Consider the following 17,686-nt stretch of genomic DNA (forward strand, 5'->3'; position numbering starts at 1 on the left):
CTCACCGCCCCTCGGCCGCGGGCACAGCGGACCCGGCACCGTCGGACGGCGCGGGCGCGGCGCAGGCGCGCTGCACGCCGCGGACCACGCTGTGGTATCCGGTGCAGCGGCACAGGTTGCCGGTGAGCCACTCGCGGATCTCGGGCTCGGTGGGTGCCTGCCCCGGGCCGGTGTTCTCGACGAGTTCGCCGAGGGCCATCACCATGCCGGGGGTGCAGAACCCGCACTGGGTGCCGTGCTCCTGGCGCAGGGCCTCCTGGAGGCCGGTCAGCTCGCCGCCCCGGTCGGACACCCCCTCGATGGTGGTGACCTCGGAGCCGGCGGCGGAGGCGGTCAGGACCAGGCAGCTCTTGACCGACCTGCCGTCCAGGCGGACCACGCAGGTGCCGCACTGGCCGGTGTCGCAGCCGACCTTGGTGCCGGTCAGCCCGAGTCCGTCGCGGAGCCGTTCCACGAGGAGTTCGCTCGGCCGCGCCGCGAACTCCTCGGGTCTTCCGTTCACGTGGAGGGTCAGGGTGGGGGCGGGTGTCAGATCCATGCGAGCGCCTGCGCTTCCGTGAGCGACCGGTTGAAGAGGGGGCCGCCGGGCTGCTGGAGGATTCCTCCGGAGTGCAGCGGTCCGGTGTCGACGGCGGCGAATCCGAGATCGGTGATGATTCCCGCGACGATTTCCTTCGCCTTCGGGTCGTCGCCCGCCGTGTAATGCGCGAGGCGTTCCCCTGCGGTTTTCCCGGCGACGGCCAGGGTTTCGAAATGCATGGTGTTCAGGGACTTCACGACCCGGGCGCCGGGATACCACTCGGCGACCAGTTCGCTGGAGGTGCGCCCGCCCAGGTCGGCGGGGGCGCCGGGGCCGCTGAACGCGTTGGTGGCGTCCACCAGCACCTTGTCCTGCACGACGTGCGGGGGCAGCAGCCCGCGCACGCTCGGGTACGGCACCATCAGCACCAGGAGGTCGGCCCGCCCGGCGGCCTCGACCGGGCGTGCCGCGCCGGCGGCGGGGCCCAGTTCGGCCAGCAGGGGGGCGAGTGACTCCGGCCCGGTGGCGTTGGCGAGGACCACCTCGTGGCCCGCGGCCACGAGGATCCTCGCGAGGGTCGAGCCGATCCGCCCGGTGCCGATGACGCCTGTCCGCATCGATGCTCCTCGATCGCTCGGTCCGGCGGCGCCGGACGTCGGGTCCGTTCAGTCCATGCCGATCCAGACCGACTTGGTCTGGGTGTAGCTCTCCAGGGACTCCGGGCCGCACTCGCGGCCGTAGCCGGAGGCCTTGTAGCCGCCGTAGGGGACGGAGGGGTCGTACTGGTTGTAGCAGTTGACCCAGACGGTGCCGGCCTTGATCTGGGAGGCGACCCGGTGGGCCCGGCGCAGGTCCTTGGTGTGGACACCGGCGGCGAGGCCGTACGCGCTGTCATTGGCGATGCGCACGGCGTCCTCCTCGGTGTCGAAGGGGATGACCGACAGGACGGGGCCGAAGATCTCCTCCTGGGCGATCCGCATCCCGTTGTCGACGCCGGTGAAGACGGTGGGCAGGAAGTACAGGCCCTGGCTGGAGGCCCCCTCGGGGGTCCAGCCGGTGCCGCCGGTGCGCAGCAGCGCGCCTTCCTTCTCGCCCACCTCGATGTAGGAGCTGACCTTGTCGAACTGGGCGCGGTGGGCCAGCGGCCCGAAGAGGGTCTCCGGGTCGCGCGGGTCGCCGGGCTTGAGGGCGGCGGCCCGGCGGACCAGGCGTTCGACCAGCTCGTCGTGGATGGGGCGCTGGAGCAGCAGCCGGGAACCGGCCGTGCAGATCTCGCCCTTGTTGTAGTAGATGCCGAAGAAGGCGAGCTCCTCGGCGGCGTCGAGGTCGGCGTCGGCGAAGACGATGTTGGCGGACTTGCCGCCGAGTTCCATCGTGACCTTCTTCAGGGTGCCGGCCGACTTGCGGATGATCGACTGTCCGACGGCGGTGGAGCCGGTGAAGGCGATCTTGTCGATGCCGGGGTGGCCGGTGAGGGTCTCTCCCAGCTCCACGCCGGGTCCGGTGACCACGTTCAGCACCCCGTCGGGGATCTCCGCCTCCTGGAACAGCTCGGCGATCTTCAGGGCGGTGAGCGGGGTGGCCGGGGAGGGCTTGTGGACGACCGTGTTCCCGGCCGCGAGGGCCGGGGCGATCTTGGTCATCGACAGCAGCAGCGGGAAGTTGAACGGGGTGATGGCGCAGACCACGCCCAGCGGCTCGCGCAGGGTGTAGGCGAGCTGACCGCCGGCGGGAGCCCTGGAGGAGCCGTCGACCCTGGTGACCGCGCCCGCGTAGTAGTGCATCAGCTGGGCGGCCATGGGTGCGTCGACGGTGCTGGAGAAGGCGAACGGCTTGCCCATGTCCACCGTCTCCAGCAGGGCGATCTCCTCCAGGTCCCGTTCGATCAGCTCACCGACGCGGTTGAGCCGCAGCGCGCGCTCCTGGGCGGACAGCCGGCTCCACGGGCCCTCCTCGTACGCCGTGCGGGCGGCCGCGACGGCGGCGTCCGCGTCGGTCGCGGCGGCCTGGGCCACCGGTACGATCTCCTGTCCGTCGATCGGGCTGATGTCCGGTTCCGTACGGCCGTCCCGGGCCGGGACCCACTGGCCGCCGATGAACAGCTTCCCGGGGTGGGCCAGCGGGTGGCCGCTGAGCTCGCGCTTGGTCATGGCTGCACCTTCCGGTGTCGCGGGGGCTAGGCCTCGTCGAGCTGCCGCAGGAACGTCTCGGCAAGGGCCTTGGAGGAGTAGGGGTTCTGGCCGGTGGTGAGCTTGCGGTCGACGACGACGTGCGAGTCCCAGATGGCGTCGGCCTTCTCGTAGCGGGCGCCGAGTCTGGTCAGCTCGGCCTCCAGGATCAGCGGGAGCCGGCCGGCCATGTTGGTGACCAGTTCCTCCTCGTGGGAGAACGCCGTCATCCGGTAGCCCTCGAAGGGCCAGCGGCCCTCCCCGTCGCGCAGGGCGAGGAGGGAGGTGTGGCCGTGGCAGACGGTGGCGATCGGCTTGTCCTGGGCGATGGCCCAGCGCAGCACCTGCGCCAGTTCGTCGGACTTCGGCAGGTCGCCGATGGCCCCGTGGCCGCCGCTGATGTAGAGGGCGTCGTACCCGGCCACGTCCTTCTCGCCGAGGGACTCGATGGCGAGGGGACTGCGGAGCTGGGGGGCGCTCTCGATGACGCGCACGTACTCGGCCGCGTTGGCGGCGTCCTCGTCGGGCGAGCCCGCCGGGCGGACGTACTGCAGGAACCGGGGGTCGATGCTGGTCTGGTCGACCGTGGGGGTGGCGCCCCCGATCGTCGCCACGTCGACGGTGTGGCCGGCGGCCTGGAAGAGGGTGTAGGGGACCACGAATTCCTCGGCCCAGAAGCCCGAGGGATGCTGCTCCCCGTCCAGGAGGTGGAGGGTGGCCTTTGCCGTCAAGACGACGAGAATCCTCATGATTCTCTCCTTGTTCTGGATTCGCTGCCGATTCAACACGCCCCTCAGGAGGCGCGTAAGGGGGCGACGTCAGGCCCGCGATACTTCGTCACGTGCGTCCAACGCCGTGAGGATCGTGCGGAATTCACCGACCAGGGGGTGGTCGGGGAACGCTTCGGCGAATATGCGTTCGCCGTAGAGGGCCGCCATTTCCGGCACGTACGGGAGGATTCCGGCCAGGGGGGTGCCGTATACCTCCTCGGCGCGCCGGCGGACGGCTTCGTGGTCGACGCCCTCGGGCGCCATGCTCAGGACCAGGGCGCGCCGGCAGGCCAGCCGCCCGGCGAGGGCGATGGTCTCCTCGACCCCGGAGAGGTCGATCCGGTCGGCCCTCGTCATGATCAGGACGACGTCGGCGCTGCCCATGGCGGTCACCGACTCGTTGTTGAGCCCGGCGTGCGTGTCGAGCAGCAGGACGTCCAGCGCGTGGCTGCGCGCCAGCCGCTCGAAGCCCTCCGGGAGCAGCCCCACGTCGTACCCGGTGGCCATCAGCTCCCGCAGGGCCGCCGTCCCGGTCCGGGCCGGTACGACGTACAGGCCGGGCACCGAGGTCCGCCGGGCGGCGGCCTCGATCTCGCAGCGGCCGAGCAGGTAGTCGGCCAGCGATCCGGCGCCTGGAGCGACCCCGAACAGCAGGTCCAGGGTGGGTGACTGGAGGTCCGTGTCCACCACCCCGACCCGCCGTCCGGCGGCTGCCAGCAGCAGCGCCAGGTTGGCCAGGACCGAGGACTTGCCGGTGCCGCCGCGGTGCGAGTGCACCACGATGGTCCGGGTCATCACGCCACCACCCGGTATCCCGTGCCGTCCGCATGCGGCCCCCGCGCCGCACGTGGCCGGTGCAGGGCCAGCATGGTGACGTCGTCGTGCTGTTCGGCGGTGCCGGTGTGCTCGCGCACCGCCCGGTCCATCAGGTCGACCACGTCCCGGCCGCTCGCCGGGGGGCCGGCGAGCAGTTCGAGCATCCTGTCGTCACCGAGGAAGTAGCCTTCGGGGCAGCGTGCCTCGGGCACTCCGTCGGTGAACGCGAAAAGCGTGTCGCCCGGGTCGAGCTGGGCGTAGCCGAGGGTGTAGACGCAGTCGGGCAGGACCCCGACCGCGGGTCCCGTGACCTCCAGGGCCCGGGTTCCGGAGCCGTCGCCGGAGAGCAGCAGCGGCGGGTTGTGGCCGCCGTTGATGTAGACGAGGCTGCCGGTGTGGGGGTCCAGGACCCCGAAGAAGAGGGTGGCGAAGTAGCCCTGCCTGAGGTGGTTGCGGGTGAGGTAGCCGTTGGTGGCGGTGACCGCGTTGAGCAGCGGGGTGGCGCCGACCACCGGGGTGCGCCGGCTGCCGCCGGTGCGGCCCGCGGCCATCAGGTGCTGCAGGCCGCTGTTCTCGGCGGTGTGGCGCAGCAGGGAGCGGATGAGCGCCATGAAGAGGGCGGCGCCCACTCCCTTGTCGCAGACGTCGGCGACCACGAGGGCCAGTCTGCGGCCCCGGGAGATCTCGAAGACGTCGTAGAAGTCCCCGGCGACCTGCCGGGCCGGCCGGAAGCGGACGTCGATCTCCCAGCCGGCGGGGACGGGCAGCGATTCGGGCAGGAAGCCGGCCTGGATCTCCCGGCCGATCTCCAGTTCCTTCTCGTAGCCCATGAGTTCGGCGCGGGCGTCGGCCTCCTGCACGGTGCGGCCGAGTCCGGCGCGTTCGGTGCAGCTGCGCAGCCGGGCCGCGACCAGGGCGGGCAGGAAGGGCGGGACGAGGTAGTCGTGGCCGAGGCGGACGTGCCGCTCCAGGGCGGCGAAGTCCCCCGCGGTCCAGGCGACCACGACCGGGGCCCCGGCCCAGCGGCGCAGCCGGCGCACGACCGTGCGCACGATCTCGGCTTCGGTATCGGCGGGGACCAGGAGCACGTCCCCGGTGGGAAGCGCGTCCAGGCGGCCGCGCAACAGGTGCGGAAGGGTGGGGGTGACGAGTTCCGCGTCCATCAGCCGGAGCGCTTCGAGCAGTTCGGCGGGGGGCAGCGGGTGCACGTCGAGGATGATCACGGTCGTGGAGGGCATGCGTCCGTCCCCTCGGCCTTGACGGTCAGCGTGCTGATGTTGCGGCCGTCCCTGTGGGCATAGGTGTACGCATCCACACTGGTCAGGGCCAGGTGGATGCCGAGGCCGCCGACCCTGCGCCGCTCCGGGGGGACCCGGGGGGCGGGGGGCAGGCGGCCTGCGACGGGGTCGAACGCGGGGGCGGTGTCCTCGATGACGATCCGCACCCCGTCGGGACCGGAGCGGCCCAGGACGGTGATCCGTCCCTCGCCGCCCCGGTACCCGTGCATCACGATGTTGGTGGCCAGTTCGTCCACGGCCAGCCGGATCCGGTACGTCGCCCCGGTGCCGAGGCGGGCCCGGGCGGCGAGCCGCAGGACGAACGCGGCGATCTCGCCCAGTGCCCCCAGCGTCGCGGGCACCTCCAGTACGGCGGGCTTCCTCGCCAGTTCGACCACGTCACTCACCGGCCCGGGCCGCGTGCTCAGTCATCGGAGAGCTGGATGCTGCGGTCGAGTCCGGCCGTGCGGATGGTCCGCGAGACGGGCTCGATGGCGCCGACCACCCTGATGGTGACGTGGTCCGCCACCTTCTGCTGGGCGAAGACCAGGGAGCGCAGCCCGGCGCTGGCCATGTAGCCGACGCCGGCCATCCGTATCTCGACGGTGCTGGTGCCGTGGCCGGCGGCCTTCTCGATGGTCTGGTGGAAGTCCGGCGCGGTCTTGGCGTCCAGCTCGCCCGTCAGTTCGATCACGGTGGTGTCGCCCTCGATGCTCAAGGACACGGAAAGCGGCATGTCAGGTCTCCTTCGGTCACTCGGGGTCGTTGGCGCGGCCGACCAGGATCACGACCGAGCGCGGCCCGATCAGGTACTTGCCGGCGTTGTCGAGCTCCTGCTCCGTGCCCGGCGTGCGGATGTCGTGCGGGGCCTCGGCGCCGGTGTCGGCGAACAGGTGCCAGCTGCGGCCGTGGGGCAGGGCGGGCAGTTCCAGGTCGTGCGCCTCCCAGTGCGAGTTCATGGCGACGTACACCACGTCCTCGTCGGCGGTGCCGCAGCGGGCCACCGCGATCAGGCGGCTCTCCGGCGACCAGTCGGGCTGCCAGGCCCGCTCCCCGTGCCAGCTGATGTCCGGCAGCCCGAGGCTGTCGCGGAGCCGGCCGGTGGGGTGGGTGGTGGAGCGCAGCTCGCGGTGGCGGCCCCGGAAGGCGATCATCTCGCGGGTGAAGCGGAGCAGTTCGGCGTTGTCGTCGACCTGGTCCCAGTCGAACCAGGACAGTTCGTTGTCCTGGCAGTAGGTGTTGTTGTTGCCCTGCTGGGTGCGGGCGACCTCGTCGCCCGAGAGCAGCATCGGGATGCCCTGGCTGGTGAGCAGGATGGCCAGGGCGTTCTTCATCTGCCGCAGCCGCAGGGCGTTGACCTCGGGGTCGTCCGTGGGGCCCTCGGCCCCGCAGTTCCAGCTGTTGTTGTCGTTGGCCCCGTCGTTGTTGCCCTCGCCGTTGGCCTCGTTGTGCTTGTCGTTGTACGAGACCAGGTCGGCCAGGGTGAAGCCGTCGTGGGCCGTCAGGAAGTTGACGGAGGCGGTGGTGCCGCGGCTGGAGTAGAGGTCGGGCGAGCCCGCGATCCGGGTGGCCAGCTCGCCGGTGACCCCGGGGTCGCCCTTGAGCCAGCGCCGGACGGTGTCGCGGTACTTGCCGTTCCACTCGGCCCAGCGGCCGTAGGCCGGGAAGTTGCCGACCTCGTAGAGGCCGCCCGCGTCCCAGGCCTCGGCGATGAGCTTGGTGTGCCGCAGGACGGGGTCGAAGGCGAGCATCTCCAGCAGCGGCGGGTTGGGCAGCGGGGTGCCGTCCAGGTCCCGGCCGAGGATGGCCGCGAGGTCGAAGCGGAAGCCGTCGACGTGGTAGTCGGCGACCCAGTGGCGCAGGCAGTCGAGCACGTAGTTGCGCACGACGGGGTGGTTGCAGTTGACCGTGTTGCCGGTGCCGCTGAAGTTGAAGTAGTACCCCTCGGGCGTGAGCATGTAGTACGTGGCGTTGTCGAGCCCCTTGAAGGAGATGGTGGGGCCCTGCTCGTTGCCCTCGGCGGTGTGGTTGAAGACGACGTCGAGGATGACCTCGATGCCGGCCGCGTGCAGGTCCTTGATGAGGGTGCGGAACTCGTCGCCCTGCATCCCGTAGCGTCCGGTGGCCGCGTAGCCGGCCTTGGGCGCGAAGAAGGAGACGGTGTTGTAGCCCCAGTAGTCGTAGAGCTTCTCGCCGGTCTCCGGGTTGCTGCGCGGGTTGTCGCTCTCGTCGAACTCGAAGACGGGGAGCAGCTCGATGCAGTTGACGCCCAGCTCCTTGAGGTACGGGATCTTCTCCCGCAGCCCCGCGAAGGTGCCGGGGGCGGTGACCTGTGAGGAGGGGTGCCGGGTGAAGCCGCGCACGTGGGCCTCGTACACGACGAGGTCCTCGGCGGGGATCCCCAGCGGGGTGTCGTCGCCCCAGTCGAAGTCCTGCAGGCACACCCGCGAGCGGTACTGGTAGCCGCGGCTGCGGTCCGGCTCCACGCCCCACACGTCGCGGCCGGCGATCAGCCGGGCGTAGGGGTCGGAGAGGACCTGGCGGGCGTCGAAGCGGTGGCCGGTGGCCGGGTCGTAGGGGCCGTCGGCCCGGTACCCGTACTCGATGTTCTCGTGGTCGAGGCCGAAGACCGTCATGGAGAAGACGCTGCCGGTGCGGAACTCCTCGGGGAATTCCAGCTCGGCCATCGGCTCGGGCTCTCCGCGCTTGTAGATGACCAGGGTCATGGAGGTGGCCTGGTCGGAGAAGACGGAGAAGCTGACCCCGCCGGGGACCACGTTGGCCCCGAAGGGGAACGGCTTGCCCGCGCGGACGCGGTACCCGCCCACTTCGTGGGTCGGGTACGCGTCCACGCGCAGCACTCGTTCGGAGCGGGCCTCGCTCATCGCGCGGCCTTGGCCCGGCCGGCGGCGGCCGCGGCCTCGCCGGTCTCGAAGAAGTCGAGGAAGCCGGTGGCCGACATGACGAACCGCACTTCCTCGCTCACCCCGTACAGGGTGACGGCGACGCCGGCGTGCTGGGCCTCGCGGTAGACGACCAGCAGGGTGCGCAGGCCGGCGCTGGAGACGTAGGTGACGGCGGTCAGGTCGATGCGCAGCGGCCGGCCCTCGCGCACCAGCGGCAGCAGGGTCTCCAGCAGGGTGCCGGAGGTCTCGCTGTTGATCTCGCCGGTGGCGACGAGCACGGTGCCCGTCTTGTTCCGGCGTTCCTTCAGGTTCAGGCTCATGTCGTGCTTCCCCTCTGGTTGGGGCGCCCCCCGTTGGGCATTACTTCTGGGCCACCGGCCGGAGCCGGACCTTGACCTTGACCCGCCCCTGGACGTCGGGGAGGTGGACGGTCAGCTCGTCCGCGTCGAATTCCTCGTACGGCTTCTCGTCGATCTCCACGGACGCGATCCGCACCGAGCCCGCGGGCAGCAGGTCGGGCGAGACGCGCAGGGTCCGGCCCGGCAGGTCGGCCGGGTCGGGCTGGAAGTGGAAGTCCATCTCCCGGCCGTTGATGAGCAGGTTGTTGTAGACGGCGGCGAGATAGCACAGCTCCGCCGAGTGGTACATGGACATCGAGTGGCTGCCCTTGAGCCGCTCGGTGCCGAGCAGGTACGGCGTGCCGCTGGCGAGCACGTTGAAGTACACGGCTCCCTCGTCGTGGTCGAGGAAGAAGGTGTTGTAGAAGGCCTGCGCCTGGCGTGCCTCGCGCAGGTTCGCCTCGCCGCCGACGGTGCCGTTCAGGATGAGGTAGGCGAGGATCGCCTGCTCCTGCTGCCACCAGGCCTTGCGGTCGTGCCACGCGAAGCGGTACGACTCCTGGTCCCCGTCCTTCACCCGCTCCACGACGTCGTACCAGCCGCCGCGCTGGAGGTCGCTGCCGACCGCCGGCATGATCTCGCCGATCTTGCGGGCGAGCTCCTCGTAGGCGGGCTTGGCCTTCAGCGAGTTCATCCGCATCAGGTTCCAGGCGATCTTCAGGTTGTGCCCGACGACCGCGCGGTTCTGCTGCCAGCTGTGCGCGGTGTCGTGGGACCAGTCGCGGAAGAAGCGTTCCTGGACGAACGGGCTGTTCTTGTAGTCCGGGAACTTGTCCGCGATGGTGTCGAAGGTGTACTCGAGGAAGTCGGCGTACTTCTGGTCGCCGGTCGCCAGGTACAGGTTGATCAGGTACGCGGGCGCGTGGTCGCCGACCGAGTTCCAGTTCTTGCGTTCGGCGTTCTCGCCGAGGGACTCGTGGTCGGGGCTGAAGAGGATCGGGTCGATGTGCGAGAAGTACCCGCCCTGCTCCGGGTCGAGGAAGAACTTGTCGAACAGCCGGATGGTGGCGTCGGCGTCGTTCTTGATCCGGACGTCGCCGGTGACCCGGTAGGTCTGGATCGGGCCGGCCAGGGCGTAGATCTGCTCGTACATCGGGATCGCGTCGTAGTCGTCGGAGAACTCGGAGGTGAACAGCTTGCGTTCGCTGTCCCCGTCGACGCTGATGCCGTGGTACCAGTAGACGACGTCTTCCTCGCTGTCGACGACCCGCATGTGCTTGCGCAGGTACTCGGTGCCGCGTTCGGCGACCTCCAGGTACTCGTCCTTGCCGGTCAGCAGGTAGGCCGAGGCCATGCCGTAGACCAGGCGGGAGATGGTGTCGGTCTCCTGGACGTGGCTGGCGGTCTTGTCGCCGCCGAGCCGGATCTCGGTGCGGTACCGGTCGAAGTCCACCGGCCCGTCACCGAACTGGGCCCGCTTGTAGAAGTCGGCGAGGGACTCGATCTGCTTGACCCACCAGCCCGCCTCCTCGAAGCGGAAGTCCTCGGCGCTGCGGCCCAGGAACACCAGCCGCTTGGCGTCGAAGCGGCCGCCCTGTTCGGGGTAGTGGACCCCGTAGGCGAAGAGGAACCGGCCGGCCGAGAGCATCTCGTCGACGTGCCCGGAGGCGTCCACGTAGGGCTCGTCCAGGTTGCGCACCAGTTCGGCGCTGGGACCCGAGGCGAGCGAGACGTCGAACTCCCGGTCGTCGGCGGTCCGCAGGCGCAGGGTCCGCGACGCGGAGTCGAAGCGGACGACGTAGCCCGCGATCGTGTCGGAGAAGGAGAAACCGGGCGTGCCCGCCATGTCATGCACCGTCCTTGTCGTGTGAGCGGTCGTCCTCGAATCCCTGACTGACCTCGACGATCACCCCGTCGGGATCGCGGACCCACACGGTCCGCCAGCCGCAGATGAAGTCGTCGAAGTCCAGCGGCCCCAGGGTCACGTCGGCCGCCTCGCCCAGTTCGGCGAGGAACGCGTCGACGTCGTCCGTCTGGAAGGCCAGGTGACGGATCCGGCCGGGGGCCGGCGGTCCGTCGTCGTGCGCCGGGCGGGCCGGGCCCACCGGCGACTCGAAGAGTTCCAGGTACGCGTCCCCCTTGCGCAGGAACACGATCCGGGCCTCCCCGAGGTCGACCACCCGGGCCCGGGTGAAGCCGAAGTACCGGGTGTAGAACTCCTCGGTGCTCTTCTGGTCGGCGCAGTTGAGCCCCACGTGCGACCAGGTCATCGCGCGCTGCCCGGCGCCGGCCATCAGGCGCTCCCCCGGCCCCGGCGCGCCGCGAGCAGCTCGATGATCCGGCGGGCGAAGAGGTGGTGGTGGGCGCCGGTGCGCCCGGTGACCAGGTCGCCGTCGACCACCACGTCCTCGTCGACGTACTCGGCGCCCATGTTGCGGACGTCGCCGACGAGGTTGTTGTGGCAGACCACCTTGCGACCGCGGACCTTGTCCGGGATGGACGAGGCCAGCCACATGCCGTGGCAGATGATCCCCTTGAGGACGGTCGGCTCCTCGAAGGCCCGGCGCAGGAACTCGGTCGCGGGCGCCAGCACGTCCACGTCCTCGGTGTAGCGCAGCCGGTCGGCCACCATGCCGGAGGGCACGATGACGGCGGCGTAGCGGCGCAGTTCCTCGTCGCCCAGCCCCTCCAGGGACTTGTCGGCGGTGAACGGCGCCCGGTACTCGTGCCCGGAGAAGGTGATGGAGTCGTTGCCCCACAGCCGGGTCAGGAAGTCGACCTCGGCCCCCTCCTCGGCGAACCGGCGCTGGTAGTAGAAGATCTCGGGCTCGTAGAAGTCGCTCTCGACCAGGACCGCGATCCGGGTCCCGCTCAGCGCGCCCTCGCGCAGTACGGCGTCAGGCACGGGACACCCCCCTCAGGAAGTCCGCCGCGCGCTCGGCGATCATCGCGATGGCGGTGTGGCAGTTGCCCGACGGGACGGCGGGCATGACGCTGGCGTCGACGACGCGCAGGTTCCGTACGCCGTGCACCCGCAGCTCGGGGTCGACGACGGCGAGGTCGTCGGCGCCCATGCGGCAGGAGCCGGCCTGGTGGTGGTAGCTCTCCGCCTTCTGCCGGACGAAGGTCCGCAGCTCCTCGTCGGAGACGGTGCCGGGCCCGGGCTGGAGCTCCTGCTTGTACCAGGGCGAGAAGGCGGAGGTGGCGAAGATCTCCCGGGCGGTCTTGACGCCCTGCACCATCCGCTCCAGGTCCCAGCGGTCGCCCAGGTAGTTCGGGTCGATCAGCGGGTGGGCGAGCGGGTCGGCGCTCGCCAGCCTGATCGAGCCGCGCGAGACCGGGCGGACGACGCCGGGGAGGATGGACACCGTGTTCGGGTGGTTCTGTCCGACGATCACGTCGAAGGGGACGTGGACGAAGGCGATCTGCAGGTCCGGGGCGGGCAGTCCGGGCCGGGAGGACAGGAACAGCGCGCTCTCCGACAGGTTCTGCGCCGGCGCCGGGAGTTCCTGGGTGACCTCGGCCATCAGCCCGGTCAGGACGTGGTTGTGGAAGTTCTCGCCGACCCCGGGCAGGGCCTCGGTGACCTCGATGCCGTGCTCGCGCAGCTGCTCGGGGTGGCCGATGCCGGAGAGCAGCAGCAGCTTCGGGGACTCGATCGCCCCGGCGGCCACGATCACCTCGCGGCGGGCCCGTACGGTGTGCGCCCCCGGGGCCGCCGCCGCACTGTGGCCGTCCCGTACCGTCCGGCCGGGGATCTCGGCCGGGGGCCGCAGCTGGACGTACTCGACGCCCGTGCAGGTGTCCCCGTCCAGGAGCAGCCGGGTGGTCTGCGCGTTGGTGCGCAGGGTCAGGTTGGGGCGGGCCAGGGCCGGCTCCAGGTAGGCGGCCAGGGTGCCCTGGCGGCGGCCGTCGGCCACGTCGACGTGGTGCCAGCCGGTGCCGAAGAGGCCGCGCCGGGGGCCGTCGGTGTTGAAGTCGGCGATCTCCTGGTGGCCGAGCTCGACGGCGGCGTCGATGAAGGCGCGGGAGACCGGGTTGGGGCCGTGCCGGCCGGCGTTGGTGACCCGCTGGGGGCCGCCGGTGCCGGTGGTGGGGGCGGTGGCGTCCTCCTGGTCCTCCAGGAGCGCGAAGTACGGGAGCACGTCCTCGTACGCCCAGCCGGCCGCGCCCTGGTAGGCCCAGTTGTCGAAGTCCGAGGCGTGGCCCCGGATGTGCATCATGATGTAGAGGTTGCTGCTGCCGCCGGGGGCCTTGCCGCGCGGCTCGTAGGTCCGCCGGCCGCCCAGGCCCGGCTGCGGGACGCTGGTGTAGCCCCAGTCGACGGGCCCGCCGAGCAGCTTGTACCAGGAGGACGGGTCGTCCACCTCGGGCGGGATGCGGTTGCCGCCGGCCTCCAGGACCAGGACGGAGACGTCCGGGTCGGCGGAGAGGCGGTTCGCGAGGACGCTGCCGGCGGTGCCGGAGCCGACGATCACGTAGTCGTACTGCTCTGTGGCCACGGGTCCGGTTCCCCTCAGTCCTGGCTCAGCACCTGGAAGGGAACGGTGTCGTGGAAGTTCGCCATGTAGGCGATCCGGCCGTCCACGATCCGGAAGAAGTTCATCACCTCGGCCTCGATGGCCTGCCCGGAGGGGCTGACCGCCGTGATGTGGGAGACGGCCGCGGCCTTCTCCCCGTCGACCAGGAAGTGCACGGGCTCGTTGCGGAAGACCCGGTACATGGCCCCCATGCCCTTCATCATCGAGCGCAGGGTCTCCAGGCCCTCGATGTGTCCGGCGAGCTGCTCGTCCATGACCTGGTCCTCGGTGAACAGGTCGCACCAGCGGTCCCAGTCGCCGGCGTTGGCGTACTCGTAGTACTTGGTCAGTACGTCTCGCGCGTCCATCGGTCTCTCATCCCCCCTATCGGTCCCTGCGGGTGCCGTCGGGCGCGAAGGGCGCCCAGAACTGGCTGAAGGCACTGGCCGTGTCCCCGAAGAGGCCGTCGCGGCCCTCGACGACCCGCCCGTCGCGCCACTTCATGAAGTGGAAGACCGGGTAGTCCATCCGCTCGTACGGGGAGCCGCTCGCCGGGTCCGCGCCGTCCCGCAGGGCGGTGTTGCGGCAGACGTCGGCGCTGCAGTCCGGCCCGGTCAGGACCGCCTCCAGCTCCATGCGGAAGGTGCCGCCGGTGAGCTTGTGGGTCTGGCCCATCAGCTCCAGGAAGGCGTCCAGGCTCTCGTACCAGCCGGCCAGCGGGTGGTTGCCGGGCACCAGCCAGCGCAGGTCCTCGGAGTAGTACTCCAGGATGCGGGCGCGGTCTCCGGAGCCGAGGGCGCGGTAGGCGGCCTCGACCCGCTCGCGGGTCACTTCGGTCATCGGCCCGGCCCTCTCAGAGCGAGCCCGAACCGGGCATCGGCGCCAGTTCGTTGACGGTGTACTGCTTGATCAGCGGGCCGTCCTCGCCCGCCACGACGGTCCAGGTCTGGTCGGCGTCGAAGCCGAGCCACTGGCTGCGGGCGGCCGGCGCGTCCCAGATCTTGGCCTGCCAGTTGACGAGGACGCGGACGATCGCCCGGTCCCCCTCGACGACCGGCTCCACCTTGGTGACCGTGTGCACCTCGTCGAAGAAGCGGTTCGTGACGGCCTCGTACCAGCGGCCGAAGCCCTGGTGGCCGAGGAAGGTGTCCTCGGGGACCTTGAACTCCAGGTCCTCGGTGACGAGGGCGAGGACCTGCTCCAGCGGGAGGTGGCGGTCCAGGGCCACGTACCAGTTCTCGGCGAAGGTGCGGATCGCGTCCTCGGTCAGCCGCTCGGCGGGCATGCGGTCTCCTCCTGTTCGGTGTGGTCCGGTCGGTTCAGATCTGGACGTCGACGAGGAACGGGCCGGGGTGGGCCAGCATCCGGTCCACGGCGGCCGCCGCCTCGTCCGGCTTCTCCACCCGGGTCCCGTCGGCGCCCAGCGCCCGGGCCAGCCCCGCGAAGTCGATCTCGGGGCGGGAGAGGTCGAAGGAGCCCGGGAAGGGGTGTTCGGCGATGTCCCGTTCGCGCCAGTACTGGGCGATGTTGTCGTCGAGCAGCCGGTACTTGCGGTTGTTGCAGACCACGAACTTGGCGTCGATCCCGTGCCGGACCGCCGTCCACAGCGCCTGGTAGGTGTACATGGACCCGCCGTCGCCCGCGAAGCCGACGACGAGCCGGTCCGGGCGGGCCAGCTTGGCGCCGACCGCTCCGGGGAAGCCCACGCCCAGCGAGCCGCCCCGGGTGAGGTGGTAGTCGCCCGGGCGTTCGGGCGGCAGGTACCGGGTGACCAGCGGGGAGGTGGTGAGCGCCTCGTCGAAGACGATCAGGTCCCCGCGGGTGCGTTCGGCCAGGGTCCGCAGGAAGACGGCCATCGGCGTGTCGTCGTCCGGCGCGGCCTGCCGGGCGGCCCGGGCCCGTTCCCGGGTGCGTGCGTCCAGCCGTGCGGCCGCCGCCGCCCGCCGCTGCGGGGTCAGCCGCTGTTCCAGTACGCCGGCCAGCGCGCGCAGCGCCTGGCGCGGGTCGGCGGCCAGCCCGAGGTCGACGGGGTGGTTCTTGGCGATCTCGTAGGCGTTCAGGTCGATGTGGACGACCTTGGCGCCGGGCCGGAAGGGGTTCTCCAGTTCGGGGAACACCTCGGGGAAGACGTACGTGCCGACGATCAGCACCCCGTCGGCCTCCCCGACCAGCTCCTTGCTGTGCGGGCCGAACATGTGGCCGGTCTGGCCGCGGCGCAGCGGGTGCGAGGCCGCGATGTTCACCTCGGAGGAGTCGACCTCGTACACGTCGGCGCCCAGCAGCTCGGCGACGGCGACGAGTTCGGCCTGCGCCCCGGAGAGCGCGACCCCGTCCCCGACGAGGACCACCGGGCGTTCGGCGGAGGCGAGCAGCTCGGCCGCCCGGCCCACCGAGGCCGGGGAGGGCGCCACGTCGGTGAGCGGCACAGTGGCGGGCAGGACGGGCTCGGAGTTGAGCTCGTCCAGCACGTCCATGGGCAGGGCCACGAACACCGGGCCGCGCGGCGGGGTGAGGGCGATCTTCACGGCCCGCCGGATCGTGCGCAGCACGGACCGGGGGTCGGTGACCCGGGTCGCGTACTTGGTGACGGGTTTGGCCATGGCCACCAGGTCGGAAGCCATCTGGGCGTCCATGGCGTCGTAGCGCACCCCGGCGTCGCCGGCGACCACGACCAGCGGGGTGTGGCCGCGCAGCGACTGGTAGAGCATGCCGATGCCGTTGCCCAGCCCCACCCCGGAGTGCAGCTGGAGCAGGGCCGCGCCCCCGGTGGCCCGGGCGTAGCCGTCGGCGATGCCGGCGGCCACGGTCTCCTGGAGGGCCAGGACGTACTGGAAGTCCGCCGCCGCGTCGACCGCGTCGAGGAATCCCTGTTCCACCGTTCCCGGATTTCCGAACATCACCGTCAGGCCGTCGGCCTTGAACTGCTCGATCAGCCTTTCCCGTCCGGGAGTGGCTTCGGAATTCATCGGACTCCCCCTCATTCCCCTACCACCCGTAACGGGTGAGACCGTTCTCCAGGACTTCCACGATCTTCTGCCCCGTGAGGTACGAGTCGGGGGTGGAGCGGCCGGTGACGAAGGGGTAGTCGACTATCACCGACAGCGGGTGGCCGAAATTCCCGTGATAGGCGCCGCGCGGGCCGGTCGCGTCGCGCAGGATGTACTCCAGCGGGTACGGCGGCGGGCCCATGTTGAAGTCGGTGCCGAGGAATCCGGTGCCGTCCTTGTAGTCGTACTCCTTGCAGTGGCCGGTGACGTGCTTGCCCCAGATGATGCTCTTGCGGTCGCCCCAGTCGCGGGCGAAGGCCAGGCAGGCGACGCCGTAGCACTCGGCGGCCACGACCTTGCCGGCGTTCTTGAAGGCCAGGATCAGGGCGTGGACCCGCTCGTTGTTGGCGAGGTCGACGATGGGACCACTGCCGCCTACGATCAGGATCGCGTCGTAGCCGGCGATGTCGGCCTCGAGCTTCTCCAGGTCCCGGTGGTACTGCTCCAGCTTGCGCAGGTACTCGCCGTCGCTCGTGTACGGGCGCTCCGGCACCCACGCCTCGATGTCGAGGGGCGAGTCGAGGCGGCTCGACTGCTCGAACTCCCGGCCCAGCCGGGCGTTCTCCTCCGAGGTGACCGAGCGGCCGAGCGGAGGGTCGACGAAGTTCGGGTCGAGGCTCGGCGGAAGCGCGTGCGCACGCTTTCCGGTCGGCGTGGCGAATGTGATCTCGTAGCCCTGCTCGTCGAACTTCGAAACGGGACCGATCAGTTCCTCGGACCAGTAACCGTGTTCGGAGACAATGACCAGAATCTTTCTGCTCACGGATTCCTCCAGGCGCGGCCTGTTGTCGTTTGCGTCCACCACACTGCGTGCGCCCGGAGCCCCCGTCAAAGGGCCGGAATGCGACTTCGTGAGGTAGCGGGCAAGGTCGTGGCGGCACCTCACCTAGTAGTCCGGCGAGGTCAGGAAGTACGCGCCGGACTTCCTGACCTCGGCCGGATCGCTGAACCATTTCAAGATCCCCGTTTTATGGTCTGGACGCGCCGTGACGGTCGGGCGCGCCGGGTCAGGAGTGCGTGAGGAGAGGGACGGGGACGATGACGAAGGACCTGTTGTGCACACACGTCGACCAGATACGTCCGGTGAAGCCATCGGCGGACGGCTGCGAGGAGTGCCTGCGTCTGGGGGACGTCTGGGTGCACCTGCGCATGTGCCTGAGCTGCGGGCACGTCGGATGCTGCGACTCCTCGAAGAACAAGCACGCCACCCGGCACTACCGGGCGACGGCCCACCCGATCGCGGCCTCGCACGAGCCCGGTGAGGACTGGGCCTGGTGCTACGCCGACCAGCTGATGCTGGAGCCGGCGTGAGCGCCGCCCAGGG

The 17,686-nt window shown here is 70.6% G+C and carries 20 protein-coding genes; 1 reads left to right on the forward strand and 19 read right to left on the reverse strand.

Annotated elements, in window-relative coordinates; genetic code table 11:
• Position 1: 1 nt before the first annotated feature.
• The 19 genes from ACFVXK_RS12355 to ACFVXK_RS12445 all read right to left on the reverse strand — a co-directional run bounded on the left by ACFVXK_RS12355 (position 2) and on the right by ACFVXK_RS12445 (position 17,125).
• Positions 2–538 carry a (2Fe-2S)-binding protein gene (locus tag ACFVXK_RS12355; protein WP_389611453.1) on the reverse strand — a complete coding sequence of 179 codons (537 nt, stop codon included), beginning with the start codon at positions 536–538 and terminating at the stop codon, positions 2–4.
• Positions 529–1,137 (reverse strand): NADPH-dependent F420 reductase, encoded by a 609-nt coding sequence (locus tag ACFVXK_RS12360; protein WP_389611454.1) that lies wholly within the window; start codon positions 1,135–1,137, stop codon positions 529–531. The genes ACFVXK_RS12355 and ACFVXK_RS12360 overlap by 10 nt, the downstream gene beginning before the upstream one ends.
• A 48-nt stretch (positions 1,138–1,185) precedes the next feature.
• Positions 1,186–2,670: an aldehyde dehydrogenase family protein gene (locus ACFVXK_RS12365; RefSeq protein ID WP_389611455.1), complete on the reverse strand. Its 1,485-nt coding sequence runs from the start codon at positions 2,668–2,670 to the stop codon at positions 1,186–1,188.
• A gap of 26 nt (positions 2,671–2,696) precedes the next feature.
• Entirely contained in the window at positions 2,697–3,437 is a 741-nt protein-coding gene (locus ACFVXK_RS12370) for a type 1 glutamine amidotransferase domain-containing protein (RefSeq protein ID WP_389611456.1), read from the reverse strand.
• Positions 3,438–3,506: 69 nt separating this feature from the next.
• Positions 3,507–4,253: an AAA family ATPase gene (locus ACFVXK_RS12375; RefSeq protein WP_389611457.1), complete on the reverse strand. Its 747-nt coding sequence runs from the start codon at positions 4,251–4,253 to the stop codon at positions 3,507–3,509.
• Positions 4,253–5,512 carry a PP2C family protein-serine/threonine phosphatase gene (locus ACFVXK_RS12380; protein WP_389611458.1) on the reverse strand — a complete coding sequence of 420 codons (1,260 nt, stop codon included), beginning with the start codon at positions 5,510–5,512 and terminating at the stop codon, positions 4,253–4,255. Before ACFVXK_RS12380 ends, ACFVXK_RS12375 begins: the two co-directional genes overlap by 1 nt.
• On the reverse strand, positions 5,494–5,958 hold the full coding sequence (locus ACFVXK_RS12385) for an ATP-binding protein (protein WP_389611459.1): 465 nt from the start codon (positions 5,956–5,958) through the stop codon (positions 5,494–5,496). Before ACFVXK_RS12385 ends, ACFVXK_RS12380 begins: the two co-directional genes overlap by 19 nt.
• A 17-nt stretch (positions 5,959–5,975) precedes the next feature.
• A complete protein-coding gene (locus tag ACFVXK_RS12390; RefSeq protein WP_389611460.1) occupies positions 5,976–6,287 on the reverse strand; it encodes an STAS domain-containing protein in 312 nt (103 codons plus the stop codon).
• A gap of 16 nt (positions 6,288–6,303) precedes the next feature.
• Entirely contained in the window at positions 6,304–8,436 is a 2,133-nt protein-coding gene (gene glgX / locus ACFVXK_RS12395) for a glycogen debranching protein GlgX (protein WP_389611461.1), read from the reverse strand.
• A complete protein-coding gene (locus ACFVXK_RS12400; protein WP_344159520.1) occupies positions 8,433–8,777 on the reverse strand; it encodes an STAS domain-containing protein in 345 nt (114 codons plus the stop codon). Before ACFVXK_RS12400 ends, glgX begins: the two co-directional genes overlap by 4 nt.
• Positions 8,778–8,817: 40 nt before the next feature.
• Positions 8,818–10,641: an AGE family epimerase/isomerase gene (locus ACFVXK_RS12405; RefSeq protein ID WP_389611462.1), complete on the reverse strand. Its 1,824-nt coding sequence runs from the start codon at positions 10,639–10,641 to the stop codon at positions 8,818–8,820.
• 1 nt (position 10,642) lies between these two features.
• The gene (locus tag ACFVXK_RS12410; protein ID WP_389611463.1) at positions 10,643–11,089 is read right to left on the reverse strand and encodes a VOC family protein; all 447 of its coding nucleotides are present in this window, start codon (positions 11,087–11,089) and stop codon (positions 10,643–10,645) included.
• Positions 11,089–11,700, reverse strand: coding sequence for a DJ-1/PfpI family protein (locus ACFVXK_RS12415; RefSeq protein ID WP_389611464.1), 612 nt, complete (start codon positions 11,698–11,700; stop codon positions 11,089–11,091). The genes ACFVXK_RS12410 and ACFVXK_RS12415 overlap by 1 nt, the downstream gene beginning before the upstream one ends.
• Positions 11,693–13,297 carry a GMC family oxidoreductase gene (locus ACFVXK_RS12420; RefSeq protein WP_389611465.1) on the reverse strand — a complete coding sequence of 535 codons (1,605 nt, stop codon included), beginning with the start codon at positions 13,295–13,297 and terminating at the stop codon, positions 11,693–11,695. Before ACFVXK_RS12420 ends, ACFVXK_RS12415 begins: the two co-directional genes overlap by 8 nt.
• 14 nt (positions 13,298–13,311) lie before the next feature.
• Positions 13,312–13,683, reverse strand: a complete 372-nt coding sequence (locus ACFVXK_RS12425) for a nuclear transport factor 2 family protein (protein WP_389611466.1) — start codon at positions 13,681–13,683, stop codon at positions 13,312–13,314.
• Between the two features lie 16 nt (positions 13,684–13,699).
• Complete coding sequence (locus tag ACFVXK_RS12430; RefSeq protein ID WP_389611467.1) at positions 13,700–14,155, reverse strand: nuclear transport factor 2 family protein; 456 nt, start codon at positions 14,153–14,155, stop codon at positions 13,700–13,702.
• Positions 14,156–14,168: 13 nt separating this feature from the next.
• Positions 14,169–14,600, reverse strand: coding sequence for a nuclear transport factor 2 family protein (locus tag ACFVXK_RS12435; protein ID WP_389611468.1), 432 nt, complete (start codon positions 14,598–14,600; stop codon positions 14,169–14,171).
• A 34-nt stretch (positions 14,601–14,634) separates the two neighbouring features.
• Positions 14,635–16,281, reverse strand: a complete 1,647-nt coding sequence (locus ACFVXK_RS12440; protein ID WP_389611469.1) for a thiamine pyrophosphate-binding protein — start codon at positions 16,279–16,281, stop codon at positions 14,635–14,637.
• Between the two features lie 19 nt (positions 16,282–16,300).
• The gene (locus ACFVXK_RS12445) at positions 16,301–17,125 is read right to left on the reverse strand and encodes a type 1 glutamine amidotransferase domain-containing protein (protein WP_389611471.1); all 825 of its coding nucleotides are present in this window, start codon (positions 17,123–17,125) and stop codon (positions 16,301–16,303) included.
• A 275-nt stretch (positions 17,126–17,400) separates the two neighbouring features.
• Between ACFVXK_RS12445 and ACFVXK_RS12450 the strand changes: the two genes are divergently transcribed.
• Positions 17,401–17,673 (forward strand): UBP-type zinc finger domain-containing protein, encoded by a 273-nt coding sequence (locus tag ACFVXK_RS12450; RefSeq protein ID WP_389611472.1) that lies wholly within the window; start codon positions 17,401–17,403, stop codon positions 17,671–17,673.
• Positions 17,674–17,686: the final 13 nt, after the last annotated feature.

The organism is Streptomyces sp. NPDC058157, from assembly GCF_042884105.1.
GTDB lineage: Bacteria > Actinomycetota > Actinomycetes > Streptomycetales > Streptomycetaceae > Streptomyces.